This is a genomic window from Geofilum rubicundum JCM 15548, from assembly GCF_000974365.1.
GTDB lineage: Bacteria > Bacteroidota > Bacteroidia > Bacteroidales > Marinilabiliaceae > Geofilum > Geofilum rubicundum.
In genome coordinates this window covers 36,225-59,816 of the sequence record NZ_BAZW01000010.1, presented here as the reverse complement: position 1 = coordinate 59,816, position 23,592 = coordinate 36,225, and the positions used below count along the sequence as shown (strand labels likewise).

The following is a 23,592-nucleotide window of genomic DNA, read 5'->3' as shown; positions in this document are numbered from 1 at the left end:
TTTACATTAAGGGGCTATAACCTCAACTCTTGGTGAAGAGTAAAGTGATTTAATTTCAGATTTTGTATTGTGCTCAAAAACCAGCTCCGCCCATGCCATAAAGAAGACCCAACGGGGCTGTTCCGTCAACAAATCTTCAGTTGGCAATTTTGCACACTCACCTATCCCAAAAGGTTTTCCACCGGAAACCTCCAACATCAACTCATAATTCCTTTGGGTAAAACCAGCTTCATCATAAACATCAAGAGACATAACATCCCAATATTCAGCACCAGGATTGTAGGCTTCCCAATCAAAACTTAAATCTTGCACATTCCACACCCAAATTAAATTATCTAAACCTTTCTCCTTTGTCAGATAATTGTGGGTCAACCGAAACAAAGCGGCTGTTCCATTTTCACCTGGCCGTCCTCCCCACCAAAACAGACCCTGATTCATCTCATGAAAAGGTCTAAACATGACTTCAACTCCCTTGGTCTTCAAGTAGGCCAAGTAGACAGCAAGTTCATCCAAACGCTTATAAAACGCTTGATTCACAGGGGTGCCATAAGTTAATAAGCTCTGCCATTCTTCATCATTCATAGGATTCAACACACCATTTCCTTCTCCCCATGAGCAAGGTTCTTGAACCAGAGGGGAACAGGCATGCCACATTATGTTAACAATGGCCCCTTTTTCCCATTGACGCTCTGCTTCCAGAATCATACTCCACCTGTTTTTTATATTTTCTTCCTGAAACAGGAAATCACCACTCCATAACCGAGGGTATACACCTGTAAGAGCCCGAATCGAATCGGTCCACATAGAAGGTTCAGCATTAGGCTCGCGGTTATGCTGGCCAGCAGCTGTTCTGGCACCAGAGATTCCATATAAATAATTGAGGGTCTTAAATTCCGTTTGCCCTGAAAGCTCTATTGAAACAATAGAAATCAATCCCAAGAAAATAGCATAACAATTCTTCATAAAAAGTTTTTTTACTGATTATCAACATTTTACATGACAACTTAAGGCAAAGGTCCCCCCTTTAGAGACAAAAGCGTCTCTATTCATTTCAATTTCAACAAGGCAAAATAGCTATCACAGCATAGGTAAAAACCGGATTTAAATGAACATGAAATACATCATAAAGCAGGCTAAGACTAACAGGATACTCAGTATGCGGAAATTTTTATACCAGATAACCCCTTGCAATTCTTGACTTTCCTCCTTCCATATTTTTTTTGTCCATGTATAACTATCCACCTTTTCCGCTAAAGGCTTTTGGGTATTAAAACTAACCACGATGGTAACAATTCCGCTGATGATCAAAAGAACTGGTGCCAACAATAGAAAATGAACGTTGACTTCAATCATAAGAATATACTTCATAATCATCAGTACCGATGCTAAGAACAACCCACTGATCAATCCGGTAAAAGCACCAATACCGTTTATTCGGCGCCAAAACAAACCAAGGAAAAATACGCCAACAATAGGCGGCGCCAAATAGGAGATCACCTCCTGATAATACGACACCAGAGAGTCGAATCTTTGAATAAAAGGTGCCCAGGCCACGGCTATCACAAGCACTACTACAGCCGTAATTCGACCAACCCTTACAAGCTTTTTACTATCTGCCTTTTTATCCCATTTTGAATAAAAGTCCATGGTAAAAAGCGTGGAAGCAGAGCTAAGGGTAGCGCTTAAAGTAGAGGTCAAAGCTGAAATCATAGCGGCCAAAATAATACCCACCAGTCCAACAGGTAATAATCGGGCAATTAAATGCGGATAAACCTCATCCGTATTGATTCCATAGATGCTGCTTAATGCCTGGCCTCCTATCATTTCCAAGGGTAAATCATCCACACCAAACAGGTTCAATCCCCGGGCAATTACCCCGGGCATGATGAAAATAAACAAGGTAAACAGATACAAAAAACCGACAAAAAGCACCCCTCTGCGACCATGATCAACAGATTTGGCAGAGAGCACCCGTTGCACCATCACTTGGTTATTACACCAGAAGTAAAAGCCCAAAATGGGTATGCCCACAATCATTCCAAGCCAGGGCACCGTAGGGTCGTCGAGCGGACGGGTTAACTTTAGCCAGACCCCTTCATTGAACATCTGGTAAAATTCGTTCCAACCACCAATTTCCTTAAGAGCAAAAAAGGATAAAATAGTGGAACCCACGATTAGAATGGCAGCTTGAATGACATCTGCATTAATGGCAGAAGACAAGCCCCCAATAATCGTATAACTCCCTGCTACCAGCGCCATCCCCAATATTATCCATTGAATTTCGACATCCGGAAAAATCAGTTTGATGATCAAAGCACCTGTATAAAGAGCAGCCGCAGCATCCAAAAAGACATTCCCGATTATTGTAATAAATGAAAAATAAACCCTTGAGCGATTATCAAACCTGCGTTCTAAAAATTCGGGCATCGTAAAAATGCCTGATTTAATATAAAACGGAAGAAAGAACATGACAAAAAAGACCATCACCAGGATAGAAATCCAGTTGTAATTAAAGACGGCAATGCCACTGATAAATCCTTCTCCTGAATGCCCCATCAGGGTAGAACTGGAGACACTGGCTGCGAACAATGACAGCCCAATAACCGGCCAGGTTGAACTTCTCCCTGCCAGAAAATACGAGTCCGAATCACGACTTTTACCATGTTTCAATGCCCACCACACAATGCCGACCATGAAGGCGACGATAATCAACACATCAAAATAATGGAGCTCCATATATTACAATATAAAATTTAAACAACGATCTTCGCGTAACAGCACTCTCTTATTAATTCCTTTATTTTGCGGCTTTTATATAATCCAGTAAGGCATTCAACGAGCAGGTTGCCAAACCCACGTATTTATCAGCTGCACCGTAATAAACAAACAGCGTATCATCCACTATTACATTCCCGGTAGGAAAAACACAACCTTTATAAAAACCTTCCATTTCATAATCATGCTCCGGTTCCATGACCCAATCGCTGCATCTACCAATGACTTTGGTCGGATCGTCCAAATCCAGCAAAGCAACACCGACTCTATAATACCCTTTACCCTTTTTCTCAACTCCATGGTAGATCAAGAGCCAACCATCTTTAGTCCTTAAGGGTGGTGTACTGCCTCCAATTTTTTCTTCCCAGGTACCTTCGCGACCAGCCAGCAGTATTTGACTTTTGCCATTCCACACCATGAGATCCTCCGAGAAGGTTATCCAAATAGCAGGAAAATCGGTTCCATAAGCCTCTCCAATCCATTGCTTTGGGCGATGCAGCAAGGCATATTTACCATTAATTTTTTCAGGAAAAAGAATGACATCCCTGTCATCCAGATTGGTTTGGGTTATTCTGCCCAAACGTTGCCAGGTTTTAAAATCTTTAGTCATGGCCAATCCTGAATTGGCAATGTTATTCCGATAAACAACAGGCGCATCCTCTCCGACTTCAGGTAATGCCACCACATCATGAGGGAAAGTCCAATAACGGCCGGGAGGAAAGGGGCGGTAAGCATAGGTAACAAAAAACTCATCCCCAAACTTAACTATCCTTGCATCTTCTACGCCACCACTATCGGGCCCGTCCAACGACGGCCCAAAAGCAGGTTCATCTGATACACGCTGGAAATCAATCCCGTCATCACTTATTGCTAAGCCAAAACGAATGATATGCGTTTCATCATCGCCTGCAGCTCTATATAACAAATAAAACTTACCATCTTCATACCACGCTCCCGGATTGCAAACAACCAAATTCTCCCAGTGGTTTTTCTCCAAAGGGGCAAGTATCGGGTTCCTATCACTTTTCTGCAACTTCATCAGTATCTCCTTTTTTATTTTTTACTATATGCTAACAAATAACTATAAATATTCAACGTTGGTGAGTAAGACAAAACTCTGATTGCTTAATTGAATCGGGAAATCTTGGTTGAATTCAACACCAGTAAAAACAGGAACCGGGAATCCATTTTCGTCCTTCTTCATATCCTCATTGACATAAAAATACATTTTCCCATTTTTGAAAGCTTCAGGTAAGGTCAACAAAACATCGTAATCATTATCAGAAAAATTAACAAGCGCAATGGTTCGCTTGTCCTGAAACACGCCTGAAACGACGCGGACACCCGGTTGATCTTCATATTCGACCTTAACAATGTCCGTTCCACCAGGGAAATACCGGCACATTAAAGACCAGCTGTAAAACCAGGGACGTATCTCTTCTTCCTCTGGCATCCAATACTTCTTCCCCCAAAATATTCCACATGCCCCAAAGTTTAATGTCCTCCGTGTTGCCTGCATCATTTTGTGAATGCATGGCATCGTCGAGCATCCACGCAGCAACAGCAGAATAGCCGCCATTCATCACCTCCATAGCCAGTAAGGGCATATCCAAACCATAGAAAAAGTCATAAACCAACATGTTACTATCACTCCCCTTGGTATTAGGATTGGCTTCTGCTCGTCGTTCATATTCCTGCATTAATAAAGAATCCTCTGCTCGCCAGTATTTATAGCCAGCTTCACCAAAGATAATTTGCTTATCAGCAGGCACTTGCGCTTTATAAATCTTTATAGCTTCAGCAAAGGCGCCACTTCTCACCTGATGCTGACCCGGATACGCATGGATATCGTATAATCCTATGACGTCATCCATTTGCTTAGCTGTCTGCTCCACCCACTCGTAGGACTTATAAGGTGATGCAGAATTATTATAATCCTTCACAATATCCGGACCCGCAATTTTTACCTGCTCAGCTAAGCCAGGATATTTTTGCATTTCATCATGAAAGGCGTAGATCATTTTCTTCCATAAATAAAAATCACCATTGGTAGAAGCCCAATTTCCGTCAGGCTCATTGAACAGATTATAATACTTAATGCAGCTAAAGCCTAGATCATTTACAAGATAATTTAAATAATCAGCAGCCATTGTTATCCATTTCGGGTCATCCTTCATATCCCAGGTGGGGGGGTTAAATTCCCCAAAAAGTACCGTAATGTTATTATCCTGACAATATTGAAGCAACCTTTCCAATGGCTCAATATTTCTAGTGCGATCGTAGGCACCTGTTTCAGCATCAAAATATCTGAAGGGACTATTGATTAGGCACCTGACATAATTGGGTTTCATAAAATCCAGTCGTTTATAAAGCGTATTCCAATCTTTGTCAGATACCGCAGCGCCCCATATCTCAGCTTCGGGATAAGCATCCCATTGCACGCCGTTACCAATATAATTGGGATTAATGACCTCATTGGTAATGGCCACAGAGAACTGCTGCTGAGGATTGTTACATGCTCCTAAAACAAGTGCCACCAAGGCTACTAAACTAAATTTCCACATAGCGTTATTTTTTCGATTACTACTGCCAACAGGCTTATTCCATATTGGTAAAAAGATGAAACGACTGTCCCTTAACAATGAAACTATGGCGTGCATCATCAGAAAAATCAAAAGACAAATCAGACGCCAGTGGCACAGGAAATCCATCATTGTTAACAGCTCCGGTAAAATCCGAACCACTATGAGAAAGATACTCGTAATGATCCAGTCCGTTTATTGCCAGTTGTGCTTCCATCTTAAGATTAATGGCATATTCGGTGAGATGAGAATTAACAATGGCAATGGTGTACTTTCCATTCTTTTCTGCAGCAATAGCTCGCAATCCTCTTTTGTTGGGCAAGTCCATGTCATAAATAGTACTTCCTGCAGGGAAGTAGCGTGCCAATAACGACATGGGGTAAAACCATGGCCTGATATTTACATCGTCGGGATTCTCAAATCGATCAGCCCCCAAAATATTCCAAAACCCCCACCTTTTTAATTCTGTGGAGCTGCCTCCATCTATATTGTACTGAGCATCATCCAATCCCCAAATAATAGCTCCGGCATAGCCTGCAAGCATGTTCTGGATGAGGGCATCCGCCATGTCAATTCCATAAAAAGCGTCATATATAAACATATTGCTATCATCCGAGGCATAAGGGTCGGCATCGATTCTGCGTTGATTTTCCTGTCCCAGTGTTGACCCGGCAGGTATTTAAAACCCACCTCACCCATTATCATAGGCTTAGTAGGGGAAGCTGCATTTCTATACGCCTGTAACAATTCCTGGTAAGATCCGTCTCTGACCTCTACCTCTGAGGGATAAGTATGGATATCGTAGGCCCACATGATGTCATCTAAATTCAAATAAGCGTTGGCCACCCAATTGAGTAAGCCAGTTCCCCACACCGCCACATCGGGACCTATCATTCCAACCCGGTCATCCAGTCCTCTGGCTATCACCTCATCGTAAAATTGCTCCTGCAGATCCTGCCAAAGGGCATAATTGCCATTAATAGACGACCAATCGCCATTGGGTTCATTGACCATATTGTAATACTTTATACAAGTATACCCCCGCACATCCAACAGGTACTTCAAAAAATCAGCCGCCTGGCCCAGCCATTGCTGATCAATTGAATTCCCACCCGAGTGTCCCCATTCGCCCAGCATAACAGTAATATTGTGCGCCTGACAGAAATCAAGAATAGGAAACAATACAGCCTCGCTTTTCGATGGGTTAAATTGCCCGTTTACCAGATAGTTCCATCCGGGCCCCATCATGATTCTTACGAGGGGTGGACGCATGAACTCGACCCGTTTCAATAGAAGTTCCCAATTCGCTTCAGAAAGAGTAGGACTACCGGTCCAGGCCTGTAAAATATCATACCCACCCCACTGAACGCCATTACCAACAAAGGATGACACCAAAGGATCATCTTTAATGGTTAAATTATCTCGTTCGTCAATCTTCTCTAAACCGTCACCAGCTTTATCATCACTGCATGACAGCAAAAACATCAGACCCAATAGTCCAAAAACAAAATTTCTCATAGCTCTTCCTTTCTTTTATGAAACCAAAGCATTCCTTTGAACAAAATACTTTATGGATGGTGGATATTTCCACCACCCATAAATATATTCAATTACTCTTTTTCAATAACGTACCAAAAAAACTTAGTCATTTGCCTGATCTGAGTCATACTGTCCCACAAATTATCCCAATCCGTTTCAACTGTATATTCAAAGCGAATACTGAATGTGCCATCGTTTTCAAGCAGTACTGCATTTTTAGTATTCCCCTGTCCATCTGTTAAGGTAACGGAGTTATCCGAAGGATTACGCGTCCACGTGCCACCATCTTTAGGCAGTACACGGTATTTCGCATTTAAATCAACGCCTTCGGCATTATTAGTAAATTCACCATAGGCGCCATCATTTCCAGCCCCATGAGTAAAAGTACCAAAGCTATTACCTTGTGCATTAACACCTGCAAATTCAAACTCAATTGTATTATCGTATTCAGCAGCTGTTTCAGGCAGATAATTCTGAATTGGATCATCCTTTGTATGTCCACCCCATTCAGGATGCTGACTGATTACATCAACAAAAACCCTCAAATCAGTAACATTAAAGACTCCATTCAAAGGCTCTTCAAATGGAATTAATTCCACAATCCAGTTCATTGGCTCACCATTTCCCGGGGTCACAGTAATAGTTTCCTGATAGTCACCAGAAAAATCTAAAACCTGACCAGGTAAAACAGAAGTGCTGCTCCCATAAGAGCTGACAATACCTGCAAGTGTTACATTTGAAATCTCACCCTGACTCAAATCAAACATAAATGAAATCGCCCCCTCATTTCCTTCTCTGGAAATATCAGCAGTTCCTATCTGACCATCAAAAAGTATCTCCAAAACATCCTTTTGTTTGTGCCAGTCGTCACTGTTTATATCCTCCATTGGATCCTTTTCACAAGAGACCATCAACGGAACCATTGCCAATATAAAATATTTCAATATTTTCATAATCGCTATTATTTTTGTGATCTATTAATCAGACTATTTCTACAAAGCATCATTCAACATTTGCTCACGCTGTGGCAATGGATAAAACGAGGCTTCATCTTCATCCAATCCGGTGGCCTGAGGGACTTTGGTTGTGACAGTCCCGGTCCTTCTCAAATCAAATAAATAATGCCCCTCATAGCACAACTCCCAGGCTCTTTCCTGAATCACTGCCTGACGAAAATCCGCCACACTGAGGCCTGCTTCCAAAGGCTGAAGTCCGGCCCTTGCTCTAACAGCATTGACCCAAGCATAACCTTCAGTGGTAGGTCCGACCGCCTCGGCATAAGTCAAGGCAATATCCGCAAATCTGATCAAAAACGGACGAGCACTGGTTCTATCACCTTCAAATTCTGGATCCTGATATTTCACAGTAAAAGGATGGGTAAAAGATCCCTGAGCGATGCTTCCTACTACGTTGCCATCTGCATCATAAACCTCATCATGAATCAAATCAATACCTCTTTGATCATCTTCATGGAAGGTCGCAAAAAAGGAAGGCGATACACGATAAACTTCCCAGCCATGTGTTGTTCTGACCAGCCTTCCATCTTCATATTTCAGAAAGAAAGGAACACCATTAACCCAAGGCATAAACATCAAGGGCGTTTTGGAATAATTACCCTCGTTGGCGCCGGAACGGTCGTGACTAAGAATAAAAATATGCTCAGGACCATGAGGTTGATTGACATCATAAACATTTGTAAGATTTGGATCCAGGAAGTAGTCAGTTTGGTCATTCATCACCTTTCCTGCCCAAAAAGCAGCACTTTCGTACATCGCATCAACATCTTTGGTCATATCCCGGTACAACTTCACACCATTTTGCTTGGACGAAGCAATGGTTAAATAAATCTTTGCCAAAATGGACTGGGCAGCGACCTTATCGACTCTACCAACGCGTGCTACACTTTTATTGACTTCCAGCATTTCTTCAGCACGAATCAAATCTGCAATTACCAAGTCGTACAAGGCATCCAAAGAGGGAGCCAGTGGCGCACTGGTGTCTTCAAGTTGCCTTACCGGTGCATTATGTACAGGAACCAGGCCAAACACCCGAATGAGGTGAAAATAGCTCCAGGATCTAAGCACCAGGGCCTCTCCTATAATTTGGTTTTTAAATGCTTCAGGGAAAGCACTGCATTCAACTTGTTCAATAAGCACATTCGCTCTGTTAATGGCCACATATCCATATTTAAAGAAATTCTCCAATGTTAAGTTGGTAGAAATGGTAGCCGCCCTCCAATCATACAACTCCTGTGCATCCTGACCTTCATCCGGCTTTAGATCGGTGGTTTCTGTAGGCAAATCACCAATAGAGTTTAATCCACGTGTATATTCAATAAAGGTAAATGCATTGTAAGTGTATAGCAAAGCTGAGTTGGCATCTTCCTGGGTTGTATAAAAATTATCATCGGAATAAAACCCATATGGCTCTTCAGTCAGATCACAAGAGGTGATCGTGAACGTCACAGCTAGTAATGATATTAATATTTTGTTTCTCATAATAAGTTCTATTTAAAAACTGTAGTAAATAATTCTGGCATTTATTATCCTAATTATCTAAAATGTCATGTTCAATCCAAAAGTGTATTGCGTAAAACGCGGGTATCCACCCCAATATATGCCATCCAAACCTACTTCCGGATCATATCCGGAGAACTTGGTAAAGGTGTATAAATTGGTCGCATTTAAATAAACTCTCAGATTAGATATAAACTCAAGATTATCCACATTTACATTATACCCTAAAGATACATTTTGAATTCTGACGAATGATCCGTCTTCAACAAACCAGTCTGAGAACCTCAGTTGACGCCCACTGTATAAGCGGGGATAATCATTGGTAGGATTGTCCTGTGTCCAACGCAGTGGTCGAACATCAGCCTGATCCAACCTATTCTGATACACGACATCGTTACCAAAAACACCATTCAAGAACATGGAAAAATCAATCCTTTTATAGCTTAAGTTGAGGGCCATACTGGCTGTAAAATCAGGGTTTGGATCACCAATAATGGTTCGGTCGTCAGTTGTAATCTCTCCATCATTATTGATGTCCACATATTTGAACTCACCAGGTTCTGCCAAATACCCTTGCATACCAGCTGCGAGACCTTCCTCCAGACTTTGAACAATACCATCAGTTCTATAGCCGTAGAAAACATTAAAAGGTTGACCGACTGCCAGAATGTTAGCCGTTTGTCTGAATTGAGTAAACTCATAGCCTGATGGACGGTACATCATACCTGTATTATTGTCGACTTGAATACCGGTAGTTTCTACATCTCCCAAACTAATCACCTCGTTTCTGTTTTGAGCATAAATTAAAGTGGAACCAAATCTCCAGTTACCACGTCGGATAATGTCTCCTTCGATGGTTATCTCCACCCCCTTATTGCTAATTTCACCACCATTTACCCACATACGGTCATAACTTGAAGATGGAGCAAGGTAACGCAAGTAAAGCAAATCATTGGTCTCCTTATCATAATAATCGGCCGTAATTCTTAATCTACGATTTAAAAAAGCCATATCTATACCATAGTTAAATTGAGTCGTGGTTTCCCATTTCAGACCTCGGTTGGGGATACCTCTCCACTCACGATACCTGCTGTCAGCACCATAGTAACCCCCAACATAACCGGGTCCGATGGCCGTTCTCCACGCGCCGTCATTGAAATAGTTCTCTACGCCATAACGCGCCAGCGTTTGATAAGGAGAAATAGCCTGATTTCCAGAAGTTCCAAAACTGGCTCTGAATTTCAACTCGTCAAAAACCATCAGGTTTTTGATAAATTCTTCGTGGTGTGCATTCCAGCTAACCGCAAAAGAGGGGAAATAGGCCCATTTGTTGTTTTCTCCAAACACAGACGACCCATCGGCACGAACTGTTCCGGTAAATAAATAACGATCCAGGAGTTTATAGTTGGCCCGACCGTAGTATGACAACATCTTTCTTTTTGTAAGATTGTTACCAACGACATTGCTCTCAGGATTACCTGCGCTCATGTTCTCATTACCTAAAGCCTCATTGACAAAGTCATAAGCGCGCAATTGCGACTGCTTTATGGTATGATTTTCATAAGAAAAACCACCCATAACAGAGATGTCATGAATTCCGGCAAACTGATTTTCCCAAGTGGCAAAAGTCTCTGATGATAACTTTTCATCCTGCCAGTTTTCAATGTGCGCAGCTCCATTACGGAAGAAACCCTCTTCCGTGTAATCTCTAGGATTAAACCGATCTGTGACTGTAGAGCCATGCTTATAATTCATTTGTGACTTCAGCGTCAATGTTTCATTCAGGTTGAAGGTAAAACCATAAGAACCGATATAATCTAAGCCATTGGTCTTATCCAAAACATGATTGGTTCTGGCAATGGGATGCCCAAAATCACGCTCATTTGCAGTAAAATAATTCCCGGTTTCGTCATAAACCGGCCACAATGGATTTCTCCAATACGCCAATCCTCCATTGCGATCCCGTTCGTTTCTGGAAAAGATATTGGATGTAGACACGGAAAAGAAATCGGATAATTTGTGATCCACTGCCAGATTTACCGTTCCCTTTTGATAATCATCCTCAATGTAAACGCCCTGTTCATTCAAGTAATTAAGGCTTAAATTAAATGAGGTTGTTTCATTGGCACTGCCTATGGAAACACTGGTATTGCTTGAAACAGGTGTATCCCTGAAAACCTCCTTATCCCAGCGGGTGTTATAAGGCCAGGCACCAGACTGAATCTCATACAAAGAAGGGTAGTAAGTCCCCTGGGTATCTGTAACCCCTCTGTAGGGCATCTGTAAACCTGCGTTGCGCTGTTCTTCATTGCTTAACATGGCCATCAACAAAGGATCATCCCATCTTTTCAGTTTGGAATCAAATCTCGACAAAGTGGTTTGTTGAGAAATATTGACCCGGGTTGTTCCTTCTGCCGCCCTTATAGTAGAAACCATTATGACACCGTTGGCACCACGAGATCCGTAAATGGCAGCTGCTGATGCATCTTTCAAAACTTCAATTGAAGCTATATCAGCGGGATTTATTTGCTTCAAATCTCCTGCATCACCCAATGGGAAACCATCTACAACAACAAGAGGAGCGTTGGAGCCCTCTAAAGAACTACCTCCTCTAATTCTAATAGTTGATCCTGCTCCAGGATCCTGAGAATCGTTCACCACTTGCAAACCGGCTGAACGACCTTGTAATAGCCTCTCTATAGAGTTAGCTGGAGTATCCTGCAGTTCATCAACTTTTACGGTCGCCACGGACCCCGTCAAATCACTCTTTCTTACAGTACCGTAACCAATTACCAATACCTCCTCCAAGCCAAGTTGAGACTCCTGCATTATAACAGCAATATTCGAGCGCCCCGCAACGGCTACTTCTTGTGTATCAAACCCAATGAATGACACCACTAAAATGGCATCAGAATTTGTTACTTCTAAGGAAAACGCGCCCTCACCATCGGTGATAGTACCAGAAGTCGTGCCTTTTTCCATAATATTAACCCCTGGTAAGGCTTCACCATAGGTATCCGTGATTACACCCCTTACAGTTAGCCCATTCATCTGAGCGAATAGGCTTCCCATGAACACTGTGAATATCACAAGAAAAGCCATCCGCAGTTTTTCTCTTCTTTTTTTCATAGATCGAATTGTTAAAATTAAGCATTTTTTACATTTCAAAAGTAATATATAAAAAACCACAAACCTTTGCACTAAAGACTAAATAACTGTACTTTCGTGAATAATTATTACAAATAGAGATAGAAATAATATACAAAAACATAATAACACTCATTAAATCAATACTTTGACCTAAAAATGAAACCTGACCAATTATGAACAGGTTACTAAACAAATAAGCGCTAAAAATAAAACCATTTACTAAACCTCGTTTTTTAAAATAAAAAATATGAAAAGAATTGTTAGAGAAGTAACATCTCTCACAGATGAAGACTTTTTTATAGTACTCAATCATTTTAATGCCAAATTCGATTTCCCCATTCATTATCACCCAGAGTATGAACTCAATTTGGTATTAGATACTGAGGGAAAACGAATCATAGGAGATTCCATAAAAGAATATAAGGCTCAGGATCTAGTGTTAATTGGATCAAATACGCCACATGCCTGGACAGGCGAAGATGGCAAAGCGCATGTAATAACCATCCAATTCCACACAAATTTTTTGAGCGACAAATCTTTAACGCGAAACATCATGACGCCCATTAAAGAGATGCTTGATCGCTCTAAGCTGGGGATTACCTTCTCTCCCGAAGTGACTGCTTCCATGATAGAAAGAATTGAGCGCTTAACCACCTCCAGAGGGTTTGACTCCCTGCTCGAGTTTCTTTCCATTCTATACGACCTTTCCATATCCAGAAATCAAACCACCTTATCATCGGCCTCTTATATAGGCTCCATAGCGCCCTTTAAAAGCAAACGAATAGATGCCATCAATGCCTATTTATATGATAACATCTCTCGATCAATAAAACTATCAGAAGTGGCAAATATTGTTAATATGTCACCCTCGGCCTTCAGTCATTTCTTCAAAAAAAGAACCCAAAGATCTTTTTCTGATTATTTGTCGGACCTACGCATTGGCCATGCAGCCAAAATGCTGATCGAAACGGATAACAACATATCAGAAATATGCTTCGACTGTGGCTTCAACAACCTGTCGAACTTCAACCGGACTTTTAAAAACCAAAAGGGGTGTACACCCAGAGAGTTTAGATCACAGCAAAAGTTAATCATCAAGCATTAATGACCGGACAATCTGGCAACGTCTTATCCTTTTAGCCCAACCTTCAGCCGCCTATTCACGGTAAACACCCAAAGCCTGCGCCACCATTACCGCACACCTTTCACCATCCAGGGCAGAAGAGGCGATGCCACCGGCATAACCGGCGCCCTCTCCGCAAGGGTAGAGCCCTTTGAGCTGGACATGCTGAAGCGTTTCTGGGTCACGGGGAATTCTGACAGGAGAGGATGTGCGCGATTCGGTACCCAGTACCACGGCCTCGTCGGTCAAAAATCCTTTGGCCCACTTGCCAAACATTTTAAAACCTTCACGTAAGCGATTGGAGATTAATTCGGGCAAAATAAAATGTAAGGGAGAAGCAAGCGCACCGGGAATATAGGAGGTGGGTGGCAGGTCGCCCGACAAGCGGCCGTTAACGAAATCGGTCAGTACCTGACCAGGGGCAATCACATTTTTACCCCCATTGATGTAACAGAGTTGCTCGACTTCCTTTTGAAAAACCAGTCCGGCCAGTGCCCCATATTGCTGATGACCGGGCAAATCCTCCGGATGAATTTCCACCACCATACCGCTGTTGGCAAAGGGTGAATTGCGGCCTGAAGCCGACATGCCGTTTACCACCATCTCACCGGGCCCGGTCATGGCAGGCACAATGATGCCACCGGGGCACATGCAAAAAGAATAGACCCCACGGCCCTGTACCTGACAGGAAAAATTATAGGAAGCAGCCGGTAAGTAGTCGCCGCGACCTTCCGGGTTGTGGTACTGAATCTGATCGATCAGGTCCTGGGGATGCTCCACCCGAACCCCCATGGCCCAGGTTTTTGCTTCCAGCTGAATGTCTTTTCTATGCAATAATTCGTACATATCCCGGGCTGAGTGACCGGTGGCCAAAATGACCGCTTCCCCGTTTATGCGTTCACCACCTGCTATGTCGATGCCTTTTACGGCATCTCCTTCAATGATAAAATCATCTACACGGGTATTGAAGTGTACCTCTCCGCCGGCTTGAATAATCGTCTCCCGAATGTTTTTCATGATGGCCGGCAGACGATCGGTTCCCACATGCGGGTGCGCATCTACCAGTATCTCCTCAGAAGCGCCATGAAAATAAAGCACTTCCAAAAACCGTCGAAAGTCCCCTCGCTTGGTACTTCTGGTATAAAGCTTACCATCCGAGAAAGTGCCGGCACCACCTTCTCCAAAGGCATAATTCGATTCAGGGTTAACAGGATGGTTGCGATTGAGCAAGGCCACATCCTTTTTGCGTTCACCGACCGGCTTTCCACGTTCTATTACAATGGGCTTTATACCGAGTTCGATTAAGCGAAGCGCCGCAAACAGACCGCCTGGTCCGGCCCCCACCACGATCACCTCACGGGCTGCACTGACTTGGGGATATTCAAAGTCGACCACGATTTCAGGAGAGGCGGGCTCGTCTATCCACGTAATCACGTGCAGCTGAACCATCACCGGATGCTTGCGCGCGTCAATGGACCGGCGACGAACATAAAAACCGGTAATTTTTGCTTCTGAAACCTTGAGTTCTTTAGCAAGAAAACCCTTCAATGTAGCGTCGTTGGCTGCGTCTGACGGAAGCAGCCGCAGAACAATTTCATTCTTCATTCAAAAAAAGCTGGTTACTCAAAATAAAATGTGAGTACAAAGATACGAGAAGTTAATCTATCCAGCACATCCGAATACAAAACATCTTCCGGTTCACCAGTGCCCTGAGGATTTAACACATTCATCAGCCCCACGGAAAGCTTCAGTTCTGTAGAAAAGCGAAAGTAGCTCATATAAGAATCCATGCCTGCCCCAATTTCCCAAAAGACATCAAAAGGCCGTACCATTAAACCGTCCTTTTTACTCTTTGCCAAATCAAAACGGGGATTAATACCCGCAGTTAAGAAAGGCTTGGCATTGGTCATTCGGCCACCATTGAATTTGATGACCAGCGGGCATTCAATATAGGTGGATTTAATCTCTAAAGGGAATTCATCCTCTTCCCCGTTCTCTGAAACAAAAAGCAGATCGCGTTGACCAAAGCTAATGCCCGGCAACACCCGGAAATTAAAATACTTGTTCAGGCGAAAACTGGTCACCATACCAATATTGATTCCGGGACTAAGACTGACCACATCCGCATAGCGCGGACCGCCAGGCCCTTGTAGTCCTGGCGCCTTAGACACCACCCGGTAATCCATCGCATTAAAACCAATCAAAAACCCGAAATTGAGTGCCTTATCATCAAAGTTGGGAAGATTGGGTGCACGCGTCTGGGTGGGTTGACCAAAAGCCAATCCAACTGTCAACAACAAAAAAAACGAAAGAAAAAAATGCTTCATGGATGGTGCCCTTCAAAATATGGTCTGACAATCATTTACACATGCCTTTAAAACGCACAAATATAGATATTATTGCAAAGGCTTTTCGGATACATAAATGGTGGCAATGCCACCACTTTGCCGCCAGCGTCGCACAGGAACCAGGCCTACCCGCTGGATCTCATCGTCGAATTTCTGACCTTCAGGAAATTGGAAAACAGAAGCCGGCAAATAGGAATAAGCTTCTTTGTCCTTAGAAATCCAACCTCCCCAACGGGGCAGAATCTGAGAAAAATAAAAACTGTAAAGCTGCTTCATGGGAAAGGCAGATGGCTTAGAAAACTCCAGCACAATGAGCGTTCCCCCCGGCTTAAGCACCCGATACATTTCAGAAAGGCCCTGGTTCAAGTCCCCAAAGTTTCTGACGCCAAAGGCTACGGTGATGGCGTCAAAATAGTTATTACTGAAAGGAAGGGACTCAGAATCGGCCTCCTTTAACACAATCGCATGCTGCAAACCTTTTTTAAGCACTTTTTTGCCAGCCAGATCAAGCATCCCCGAAGATATATCCACAGCATAAACGGCGGTAGGCTTTGGCTTGATTTCAGCCAATGCAATGGCCAAATCACCGGTGCCCGTAGCAACATCCAATACAATGGGAGATCGCTTTTGGCTGATTAATTTAACAACCCTTCTGCGCCAGATCTTATCAATCCCAAAAGACAGGAGACGGTTCAGTAAATCGTATTTGGGGGCAATGCGGTTAAACATAGCAGTAACCTGCTCTTTTTTAGTGCCCTCCTGCTGTGCATAAGGTTTTACGCTCATAGTTGATTAAAGAATATTAGTCGGCAAACGCCGCTACAAAGATACCAAAAAATAGGTGATTCAAGTGAGAACCGACTACTACACTTTGCCTTCCACCCAGCTCTCTAAAACCCCTTCAAACAGTTTCTTCATTTCCTTAATAAAACCATAGGATTCATCATCGATGCGCACCTCTCCTTTGGTAACATGGCCCAATATTGAGAAAGGAAATTCCTGCTCCACCATATAATCAACAAAAGCGTCCTGCATTTCGGGCGACACCGAGACAATCACGCGACTTTGCGACTCACCAAACAAAAAGGCATCCTTACGCACTTCCGCATCCGTGGTAATATCAAATCCAAACTCAACAGGAACGGCACTTTCCAAAAGCGTAAAAAACAGTCCCCCGTTAGAAACATCATGCACCGAACGCACCAACTTTTTATCAATTACACCGGCAACAACCTGATGCAGCTCCTGCTCTTCTGCTTCATCATAAAAAGGCGGTAAAGAGGTGTTGATACCATGTATCTTACGTATGTATTCTGAACCATTTACATCATCGCGCGAGCGTCCGATCAGGAATATCATATCCCCCTTATGCTTGAAGGCCAGTGTGGTGTGCTTCTCGGCATCCTTAAGGAGCCCCACCATGCCGATGATGGGTGAAGGCGTTACCGGAACAATGTGGCCCTCAACAGAGCGCTGATTGTAAAAACTGACATTTCCACTAATCACCGGAACTTTAAACAGCTCACAGGCGTGGGCCAGCCCCTTAACAGACGCTACAAAAGCCCCATAGGCTTTTGGGTCACCGGGATTGCCAAAATTAAGACAATCAGAAACAGCCATGGGCTTTCCTCCTGCACACACAATATTCCGGGCGGCTTCAGCTACAGCAATCTGAGCGCCTTTAAACGGATCCGCCGTCATGTAACCCGGATTACAATCCATGGTAGCCACCAAAGCCTTGCCCTTATCATTGAGCGGAATAATGGATGCATCAGAGGGATATTTGGTACTCATATCATCCGCTCTGAGCGATTTGGAAAATTTCTTGCTCAGCCATTTTTTGGACACCAGGTTGAGCGAAGTCATCATCATTTTAACCACCGCCGGATAATGATCAGGCTCAGGCAGTTCATCAACGTTACAATGAACAAACTCGGCATCGTCCAGCACATAAACAGGCTCATAAACAGGTGCTTTACCACCTAAACCAAGATAATTCACAGGCAATTTGGCCAACAGCTCTCCCTTTTCATTCAAAGTGAGCTGTCCATCATTGGTAACTTTACCCAGAACGCCCATCTCAATCCCCTGCTTTTTCACAATCGCTTTGATTTTATCGAGTTGCTCAGGATTAAAACAGATCAACATGCGACCCCAACTTTCAGACACCAGGATATCTCTGGGACTCAAACCCTCCATACGCAGGGGCACTTCCTGAGTGGAAATTTCAACGCCGGCACCACCACGTGCCGCCATCTCGGTCACCGCACCCACAATCCCCTGTGCACCAACAGGCTGAATTCCCAGTACCAATTTTTTATCAATGAACTTCTGGATCACCTTGAATAGATCCTTCTCAATCTCCACATTTTTCAGGTAGTCAACAGACAAACCTTTGGTCCCATTATCCGTGATGGCGTCAGCAGCAAAAGCATCGCCATCAATACCCTCTTTACCGGTGGGAACTCCTACCACTGCCACTATATTCCCCACTCCTTGGGCCACCGCTGATATCAAATGATCCTTCTTGCCAATACCAATGACCATATTGTTTACCAGGGGACTGGTATTAAAGGCATCACAAAAGAAGGTCTCTCCCCCACGATGGGGACAGAAAATCCTTTTTCAAAATCAGCCAGGCCATTCACCACCTCTTCAAACAACCAACGGGCCGTATCCCGCTTTCCATTGCCAAAGCGCAATGAATCCAGAAAAGCGACAGGTTTTGCTCCCATGGCAAAGACATCCCGTGTCACCACACGCAGGCCGGTAGAGGCCCCCAGGCGGGGCTGAACGGCACAGGGATGGTTGTGCGACTCCACTTTAAAAACGCAAACGTCTCCATCCCCAATATCTATAGCACCGGCACTCTCCCGACCGGCTTCCACCACCACGTGCGCCCCTTTATGCGGCAATAGCTTTACCCACTTCAGGGAATGCTTGTAGCTGGCGTGTTCCGACCAAAGTATGGAAAAAATTTCCAATTCCAGTTGATTGGGCTTACGCCCTATAATATCCTGGATGCGCTCAAACTCTTCAGAGCTTAGATTAAAGGTTTCGGCATCGTGAAAGGTGGTTTCTGATATAGACATAACTGATGGTTTATTAAACAACAATCACAAAAATATGTAATTTTACTGTTGCATAAAGGAGTTAATTATTCCTTGTTAGGCTTACTGCTCAGATCGAAAAAACGTCCCTGATTTTTCGGAACTGTTTTGTAACTTTAATCAAGCGGTTTAAGACATGTGAAAATTACTAAAAAACCAGTACATAACAAACGACAGAATTGAAAAACAAATAAATCATCTTAGAATGAAAAAAACAGCATTGGTTACCGGAGCTACATCAGGAATTGGAAAAGCCACGGCCATTAAACTGGCGCGCTTGAATTACCGTTTGGTCATCACCGGAAGAAGAGCGGATCGTTTGGAAGTACTTAGCAAAGAACTGGACAAGTTAGGGGCGCCAAATTATTTGCTTTGTTTTGATATAAGAAACAGGCAGGCCACAACGGATGCCATTGAAAGACTTCCTGAAGACTTTCAAAAAATAGATGTACTGGTTAATAATGCCGGACTGGCATCGACGGCTGAACCCATACAAAGTGGCGACTGGAACGATTGGGAAGCATGATTGACACCAATATTAAAGGACTTTTGGCCATGAGTCAGCTCATCATTCCCGGAATGATTGAGCGACAATCGGGTCACATCATCAATGTCAGCTCCATAGCCGGCAAGGAGGCCTATGCCAATGGCAATGTTTATTGCGCTTCCAAGCACGCTGTGGAAGCCCTCACCAAAGGGATGCGCATTGATTTACTCCAACACCATATAAAAGTATCGTCCATATCGCCGGGAATGGTGGACACGGAATTCTCTCTGGTACGTTACCATGGGGACCAAAAGCAGGCAGATGCCGTTTATAAGGGCCTCACCCCTCTTTACGCCGAAGATGTGGCCGAAGCCATCGAATTTATGGTGACCCGCCCACCCCACGTCAATGTCAACGACCTGCTGCTGATGCCAACGGCACAGGCCAGTGCGGTGTATAATCACAGAGAATCCTGAGCCAGCAGACCATTTGCTAAAAACCGACCGGGTCTATAATAAACAAGGCCTTCATCCCGTCAAGAAGAAGGCCTCTATTTTATGCTTAACAACTCGTTACTGTCTTAAAAATCGCTGATTTGAAGCCACTTGCATCCATTAACCACATAAACACAACCTAATAAATACCAATAAATTACCCCCCCACTCCACCTAACCATCTACCAACCTAACGACCTAATAACCCAATGACCTATTGACCCCATCTACCCCACTCAACCCTTCTCACCCTCTCATCCCGCTTCGCCTCACCTCTCAACCTATCAACCTAACGACCTATCAACCTATTGACCCTATACAGGATTTTCAATTTTTCCCGTAAACAAAATGGCGCCGGTCTCCTTCTCTGAAATGACAAAAACAAAGGGACGGTCGACACGAAATTCATGAACCATGGGCATGCTGGTCACCTCAAATCCGATACTGGTGGCCGCTGCCGCTTCTGTACCCCTTTCATCTACCTCTATAAAAGTTTTATGACGCACGTCACTGATGATGATGTCATCATCAGCCATGTTTCGAAAACCCTTGACATCATAAAAAGCACGTTCCATTCCAACAGAGCGCAAAGCCGGTATCAGATTATAAGTAGACTCCACCTTAAAACGGGGCAAATACACATTGACCTCCGACACGGTGACAGGCTCCACTAACTGCTCCCACAAACCATTGCCCAAATCATTCACCAGACCATTGGCATCCCCAGAACCCTCAGGTAAAATGAGGGTCATGGCAAAAGACTGATCACCGTAGGGCAGTCGAAGCGCCGAATAATCCTCACCCTGATAATACTGAAATTCCTCCTTCTGCTGCATCATTTTGACCTGGACAGAAGTGCCATTGGCCAAATAAAATGGTGCATCGGTGGTTTGGCTCTTATCAAAGCGGGAACTCCACTCTCCATTAAAATAAACCGTATTGATCAGAAACAAAATATGCGATGGTTCAATTTGATCAATGATGGAAGGGATCTTACCTCTGGTGGCCTCCTTCACCCAATCGTTCATGGCCTGCTTAGCTTGAGCCGTATTGTCAAAATCCAGACCACTCACCCGCGCATCGTAATAAATCCGCAAGGCATCAAAGAACGCTTCATTTATTGAAAAATCATCCGGTACCAGGCCGAGTTAGCGATTTCCATAACCACCTTGGGATCTGCTGTGGACAAAGCCCCACGGATGTTTTTATAAGCCTCATTGAGCCCTTCAGAGTCGGTAAATCCAATCACCGACAACATTTCATCCAGGTTGTCACCCGTTGCACCATTGATGGCCATACCAAAGGCCTGTGTTATACTGATGGGCGAGACCACCACATTATCGCCCGACTCCGCCAGATCATTCACGGCCTTGAATATTTTCCAGTTAAAGGCATCGGTTTGTTCTATAACATCAGCCGATTTAAGGGTGAACGGTTCCGGCTTGACTTCCGTCACCTCGCTTTCGCTGCAGGAAGAGGCAGTGAGTAAGGCAAAACCTATGAGAGCCAATATCTTTTTCATCATCACAACATTTTTAGTTTCTTCTGTTTGATGTCAAAACCGGCTCAGGGTTGCGTCATCAGTCTTGGAAAAAACCCTGATTTTTAAGCACCTGTAGCAAAACCTTAGAAAAATGTTCATTGTCCGCCTTTTTGTAGCGAACATCGGTAAACACCTGGGCCAGGGTCTCCTTATTATGCTCCTTCACAAAGCCCTGGTAAAGAGGCATCCCTTCCTTTTCCCGGTATAAAGCATCAATGACTTCCGGTGAATAATCCTGGTATGTCTCCTCATGCACAACGGCCTGCAAAGGCAGGCGGTCGGTCAACTCAGGCTTTTCATCCGAAAACCCTAAAGTAACCGTGGTAACGGGAACAACCCCCTTGGGTAAATTTAAAGTCTCAATAATTTTATCGGCATTATAGGTCGTTGTTCCAAAATAACAAATACCCAAACCCTCATCCTCTGCGGCTATGCAGACATTCTGCGCCACCAGCAAGGCATCAATGGCCCCCGTTACAAACGATAAGAAATTATCATACCCGGGTTCGGCATTTCGCTGCCGGCACCATTTATTAAACCGGTTAAAATCGGCACAGAAAGTGAGCACCACGGGTGCGTTTGTTATAGAAGGCTGATTAAAGTGAGCAGGCGCCAAAGCCGCTTTCCGTACCGAATCCTTGCTCACGACAATACTATAAACCTGCATATTACCTGTGGTCGATGCCCTGGTGCCTGCGGTCAGTATTCGATTAAGTAAGTCCTCACCGACAGGTTGGTTGGTGTATTTCCGAATGGAACGGTGACGATTAAGTGTTTCAAAGGCGGTCATAGTAGAAATTTTAGATGATATGGAAAGAAAGAGGCAGGGTGGGGGAGCTGATCTCCGCCACTCTGCCTTCTATAATGTTGCGATGAACAGAATTGGCAACAACGCGAAATCCTGTTAAAAAAAGGGTTTAAATCAAGTCCAGATTTTTCAATTCAGCACGTAAAGCAGCCTGGTTGTTTTCTTCCAGCTCACACAGAGGCAAGCGGAAAGTCCCGCCCAGTTTCCCCATCATGCCAACGCCGATTTAACAGGGATGGGATTGGACTCAACAAACATCAACTCCATCAACGATTTATACTTATAAAAAAGCGCCCGGGACTGTTCAGCATCTCCATTTAAAGAAGCCATCATCAGCTGGTGAAAATCTCCGGGTATCAAATTGGCCACCACAGAAATACACCCATCAGCACCCAACAAATTGGCGGATGTCGCCAGAAAATCATCCCCGCTATAAACCTTCAAGGATTTCGGACGCCTGGCCAGCAATTCAGCAAAGACGGGCATACTTCCCCCTGCTTCTTTAATGGCGACAATATTCTTAAAATCATTGGCCAATCGAACAGCTATCTCCGGAGAAATATTACTTCCCGTGCGACCAGGCACATTGTACAAAATGATGGAGGCATCCACCGCTTTGGCAATGGTGGCAAAGTGCAGATAAATACCTTTATCGGAGGGCTTGTTATAATAGGGAGCAACCACTAAAAGTGCATCCACCCCTAATCCAATGGCTCTTTTCGAGTACTTAATACTATCCTGAGTAGAATTGCTGCCGGTACCGGCAATAACAGGGATTCGACCATTGACTTTTTTAACCGCCCTCTCAATCATAATGGCATCCTCATCCTCAGAAAGCGCCGGAGTTTCACCCGTTGTTCCACAGACGACAATAGCATCCGTCCCCTGCTCCACATGCCATTCTACCAGTGAATCAAATGTTTCCAAATCAAGATCGCCATTCTCTTTGAACGGTGTGGCTATTGCGACGATTGAGCCGCGTAAGTTCTCAATACCCATAGTGTTATGAATTTTCTTTAATGTATAAACAAAATGTGAACACGACTATGCAAAAGAAATCGTGGTATTCCACATTCGGAAGTGTAAAGATATCGAAAAGAAATGCATTGAGCAAACC

Annotated in this window: 18 protein-coding genes and 2 pseudogenes; 2 read left to right on the top strand and 18 right to left on the bottom strand. The window is 43.8% G+C overall.

From position 1 onward, the window contains the following. Positions 1–6: 6 nt before the first annotated feature. The 10 genes from JCM15548_RS07460 to JCM15548_RS07420 all read right to left on the bottom strand — a co-directional run bounded on the left by JCM15548_RS07460 (position 7) and on the right by JCM15548_RS07420 (position 12,541). Entirely contained in the window at positions 7–963 is a 957-nt protein-coding gene (locus JCM15548_RS07460; protein WP_083985024.1) for a glycoside hydrolase family 26 protein, read from the bottom strand. 138 nt (positions 964–1,101) lie between these two features. Continuing rightward, on the bottom strand, positions 1,102–2,736 hold the full coding sequence (locus JCM15548_RS07455; protein ID WP_062123959.1) for a sodium:solute symporter: 1,635 nt from the start codon (positions 2,734–2,736) through the stop codon (positions 1,102–1,104). Between the two features lie 61 nt (positions 2,737–2,797). Then, on the bottom strand, positions 2,798–3,814 hold the full coding sequence (locus JCM15548_RS07450; RefSeq protein ID WP_062123957.1) for a glycoside hydrolase family 130 protein: 1,017 nt from the start codon (positions 3,812–3,814) through the stop codon (positions 2,798–2,800). Between the two features lie 42 nt (positions 3,815–3,856). Next, positions 3,857–4,180: a hypothetical protein gene (locus JCM15548_RS23310; RefSeq protein WP_227625568.1), complete on the bottom strand. Its 324-nt coding sequence runs from the start codon at positions 4,178–4,180 to the stop codon at positions 3,857–3,859. Continuing rightward, the gene (locus JCM15548_RS07445) at positions 4,143–5,339 is read right to left on the bottom strand and encodes a hypothetical protein (protein ID WP_227625567.1); all 1,197 of its coding nucleotides are present in this window, start codon (positions 5,337–5,339) and stop codon (positions 4,143–4,145) included. The genes JCM15548_RS23310 and JCM15548_RS07445 overlap by 38 nt, the downstream gene beginning before the upstream one ends. Positions 5,340–5,373: 34 nt before the next feature. Further along, positions 5,374–5,901: a hypothetical protein gene (locus tag JCM15548_RS07440; RefSeq protein ID WP_157482512.1), complete on the bottom strand. Its 528-nt coding sequence runs from the start codon at positions 5,899–5,901 to the stop codon at positions 5,374–5,376. Continuing rightward, positions 5,841–6,875: a hypothetical protein gene (locus JCM15548_RS07435; protein WP_062123952.1), complete on the bottom strand. Its 1,035-nt coding sequence runs from the start codon at positions 6,873–6,875 to the stop codon at positions 5,841–5,843. The genes JCM15548_RS07440 and JCM15548_RS07435 overlap by 61 nt, the downstream gene beginning before the upstream one ends. Before the next feature lie 92 nt (positions 6,876–6,967). Continuing rightward, complete coding sequence (locus tag JCM15548_RS07430) at positions 6,968–7,849, bottom strand: hypothetical protein (protein WP_062123950.1); 882 nt, start codon at positions 7,847–7,849, stop codon at positions 6,968–6,970. Between the two features lie 39 nt (positions 7,850–7,888). Beyond that, on the bottom strand, positions 7,889–9,394 hold the full coding sequence (locus JCM15548_RS07425) for a RagB/SusD family nutrient uptake outer membrane protein (RefSeq protein ID WP_062123948.1): 1,506 nt from the start codon (positions 9,392–9,394) through the stop codon (positions 7,889–7,891). Positions 9,395–9,451: 57 nt separating this feature from the next. Then, complete coding sequence (locus JCM15548_RS07420; protein WP_083985023.1) at positions 9,452–12,541, bottom strand: SusC/RagA family TonB-linked outer membrane protein; 3,090 nt, start codon at positions 12,539–12,541, stop codon at positions 9,452–9,454. Positions 12,542–12,809: 268 nt separating this feature from the next. Between JCM15548_RS07420 and JCM15548_RS07415 the strand changes: the two genes are divergently transcribed. Continuing rightward, complete coding sequence (locus tag JCM15548_RS07415) at positions 12,810–13,667, top strand: AraC family transcriptional regulator (RefSeq protein ID WP_062123946.1); 858 nt, start codon at positions 12,810–12,812, stop codon at positions 13,665–13,667. Positions 13,668–13,718: 51 nt separating this feature from the next. On the opposite strand, the gene JCM15548_RS07410 is transcribed toward JCM15548_RS07415, so the two are convergent. The 5 genes from JCM15548_RS07410 to JCM15548_RS23305 all read right to left on the bottom strand — a co-directional run bounded on the left by JCM15548_RS07410 (position 13,719) and on the right by JCM15548_RS23305 (position 19,125). Then, positions 13,719–15,290 carry an NAD(P)/FAD-dependent oxidoreductase gene (locus JCM15548_RS07410; RefSeq protein ID WP_062123943.1) on the bottom strand — a complete coding sequence of 524 codons (1,572 nt, stop codon included), beginning with the start codon at positions 15,288–15,290 and terminating at the stop codon, positions 13,719–13,721. Between the two features lie 14 nt (positions 15,291–15,304). After that, positions 15,305–16,012 carry a type IX secretion/gliding motility protein PorT/SprT gene (gene porT / locus JCM15548_RS07405; protein WP_062123942.1) on the bottom strand — a complete coding sequence of 236 codons (708 nt, stop codon included), beginning with the start codon at positions 16,010–16,012 and terminating at the stop codon, positions 15,305–15,307. A 69-nt stretch (positions 16,013–16,081) separates the two neighbouring features. Further along, a complete protein-coding gene (gene ubiE, locus JCM15548_RS07400; protein ID WP_062123939.1) occupies positions 16,082–16,819 on the bottom strand; it encodes a bifunctional demethylmenaquinone methyltransferase/2-methoxy-6-polyprenyl-1,4-benzoquinol methylase UbiE in 738 nt (245 codons plus the stop codon). A gap of 78 nt (positions 16,820–16,897) precedes the next feature. Beyond that, positions 16,898–18,580 carry an AIR synthase-related protein gene (locus tag JCM15548_RS07395; protein WP_227625566.1) on the bottom strand — a complete coding sequence of 561 codons (1,683 nt, stop codon included), beginning with the start codon at positions 18,578–18,580 and terminating at the stop codon, positions 16,898–16,900. A 5-nt stretch (positions 18,581–18,585) separates the two neighbouring features. Next, positions 18,586–19,125, bottom strand: a complete 540-nt coding sequence (locus JCM15548_RS23305; protein ID WP_227625565.1) for an AIR synthase related protein — start codon at positions 19,123–19,125, stop codon at positions 18,586–18,588. A 223-nt stretch (positions 19,126–19,348) separates the two neighbouring features. Here JCM15548_RS23305 and JCM15548_RS26220 point away from each other — a divergent pair. Then, a pseudogene (locus JCM15548_RS26220) lies at positions 19,349–20,106 on the top strand (SDR family NAD(P)-dependent oxidoreductase). A 332-nt stretch (positions 20,107–20,438) separates the two neighbouring features. On the opposite strand, the pseudogene JCM15548_RS23300 reads toward JCM15548_RS26220, so the two are convergent. The 3 genes and pseudogenes from JCM15548_RS23300 to dapA all read right to left on the bottom strand — a co-directional run bounded on the left by JCM15548_RS23300 (position 20,439) and on the right by dapA (position 23,474). Continuing rightward, positions 20,439–21,646 (bottom strand): annotated as a pseudogene (locus tag JCM15548_RS23300) (serpin family protein). A gap of 58 nt (positions 21,647–21,704) precedes the next feature. After that, complete coding sequence (locus JCM15548_RS07375) at positions 21,705–22,457, bottom strand: nitroreductase family protein (RefSeq protein WP_062123933.1); 753 nt, start codon at positions 22,455–22,457, stop codon at positions 21,705–21,707. A gap of 228 nt (positions 22,458–22,685) precedes the next feature. Continuing rightward, entirely contained in the window at positions 22,686–23,474 is a 789-nt protein-coding gene (gene dapA / locus JCM15548_RS07370) for a 4-hydroxy-tetrahydrodipicolinate synthase (RefSeq protein WP_227625564.1), read from the bottom strand. Positions 23,475–23,592 lie beyond the last annotated feature (118 nt).

What these genes read in the sequence shown, in the direction of transcription:
- JCM15548_RS07410 (WP_062123943.1), bottom strand. Translation starts at nt 15,290, where the DNA reads ATGAAGAATGAAATTGTTCTGCGGCTGCTTCCGTCAGACGCAGCCAAC.
- JCM15548_RS07450 (WP_062123957.1), bottom strand. Translation starts at nt 3,814, where the DNA reads ATGAAGTTGCAGAAAAGTGATAGGAACCCGATACTTGCCCCTTTGGAG.
- JCM15548_RS07460 (WP_083985024.1), bottom strand. Translation starts at nt 963, where the DNA reads ATGAAGAATTGTTATGCTATTTTCTTGGGATTGATTTCTATTGTTTCA.
- JCM15548_RS07415 (WP_062123946.1), top strand. Translation starts at nt 12,810, where the DNA reads ATGAAAAGAATTGTTAGAGAAGTAACATCTCTCACAGATGAAGACTTT.
- dapA (WP_227625564.1), bottom strand. Translation starts at nt 23,474, where the DNA reads ATGGGTATTGAGAACTTACGCGGCTCAATCGTCGCAATAGCCACACCG.
- JCM15548_RS07455 (WP_062123959.1), bottom strand. Translation starts at nt 2,736, where the DNA reads ATGGAGCTCCATTATTTTGATGTGTTGATTATCGTCGCCTTCATGGTC.
- JCM15548_RS07445 (WP_227625567.1), bottom strand. Translation starts at nt 5,339, where the DNA reads ATGTGGAAATTTAGTTTAGTAGCCTTGGTGGCACTTGTTTTAGGAGCA.
- JCM15548_RS07430 (WP_062123950.1), bottom strand. Translation starts at nt 7,849, where the DNA reads ATGAAAATATTGAAATATTTTATATTGGCAATGGTTCCGTTGATGGTC.
- JCM15548_RS23310 (WP_227625568.1), bottom strand. Translation starts at nt 4,180, where the DNA reads ATGTGCCGGTATTTCCCTGGTGGAACGGACATTGTTAAGGTCGAATAT.
- JCM15548_RS07375 (WP_062123933.1), bottom strand. Translation starts at nt 22,457, where the DNA reads ATGACCGCCTTTGAAACACTTAATCGTCACCGTTCCATTCGGAAATAC.
- JCM15548_RS07435 (WP_062123952.1), bottom strand. Translation starts at nt 6,875, where the DNA reads ATGAGAAATTTTGTTTTTGGACTATTGGGTCTGATGTTTTTGCTGTCA.
- ubiE (WP_062123939.1), bottom strand. Translation starts at nt 16,819, where the DNA reads ATGAGCGTAAAACCTTATGCACAGCAGGAGGGCACTAAAAAAGAGCAG.
- JCM15548_RS23305 (WP_227625565.1), bottom strand. Translation starts at nt 19,125, where the DNA reads ATGTCTATATCAGAAACCACCTTTCACGATGCCGAAACCTTTAATCTA.
- JCM15548_RS07420 (WP_083985023.1), bottom strand. Translation starts at nt 12,541, where the DNA reads ATGAAAAAAAGAAGAGAAAAACTGCGGATGGCTTTTCTTGTGATATTC.
- JCM15548_RS07395 (WP_227625566.1), bottom strand. Translation starts at nt 18,580, where the DNA reads ATGGTCATTGGTATTGGCAAGAAGGATCATTTGATATCAGCGGTGGCC.
- JCM15548_RS07425 (WP_062123948.1), bottom strand. Translation starts at nt 9,394, where the DNA reads ATGAGAAACAAAATATTAATATCATTACTAGCTGTGACGTTCACGATC.
- porT (WP_062123942.1), bottom strand. Translation starts at nt 16,012, where the DNA reads ATGAAGCATTTTTTTCTTTCGTTTTTTTTGTTGTTGACAGTTGGATTG.
- JCM15548_RS07440 (WP_157482512.1), bottom strand. Translation starts at nt 5,901, where the DNA reads ATGCTTGCAGGCTATGCCGGAGCTATTATTTGGGGATTGGATGATGCT.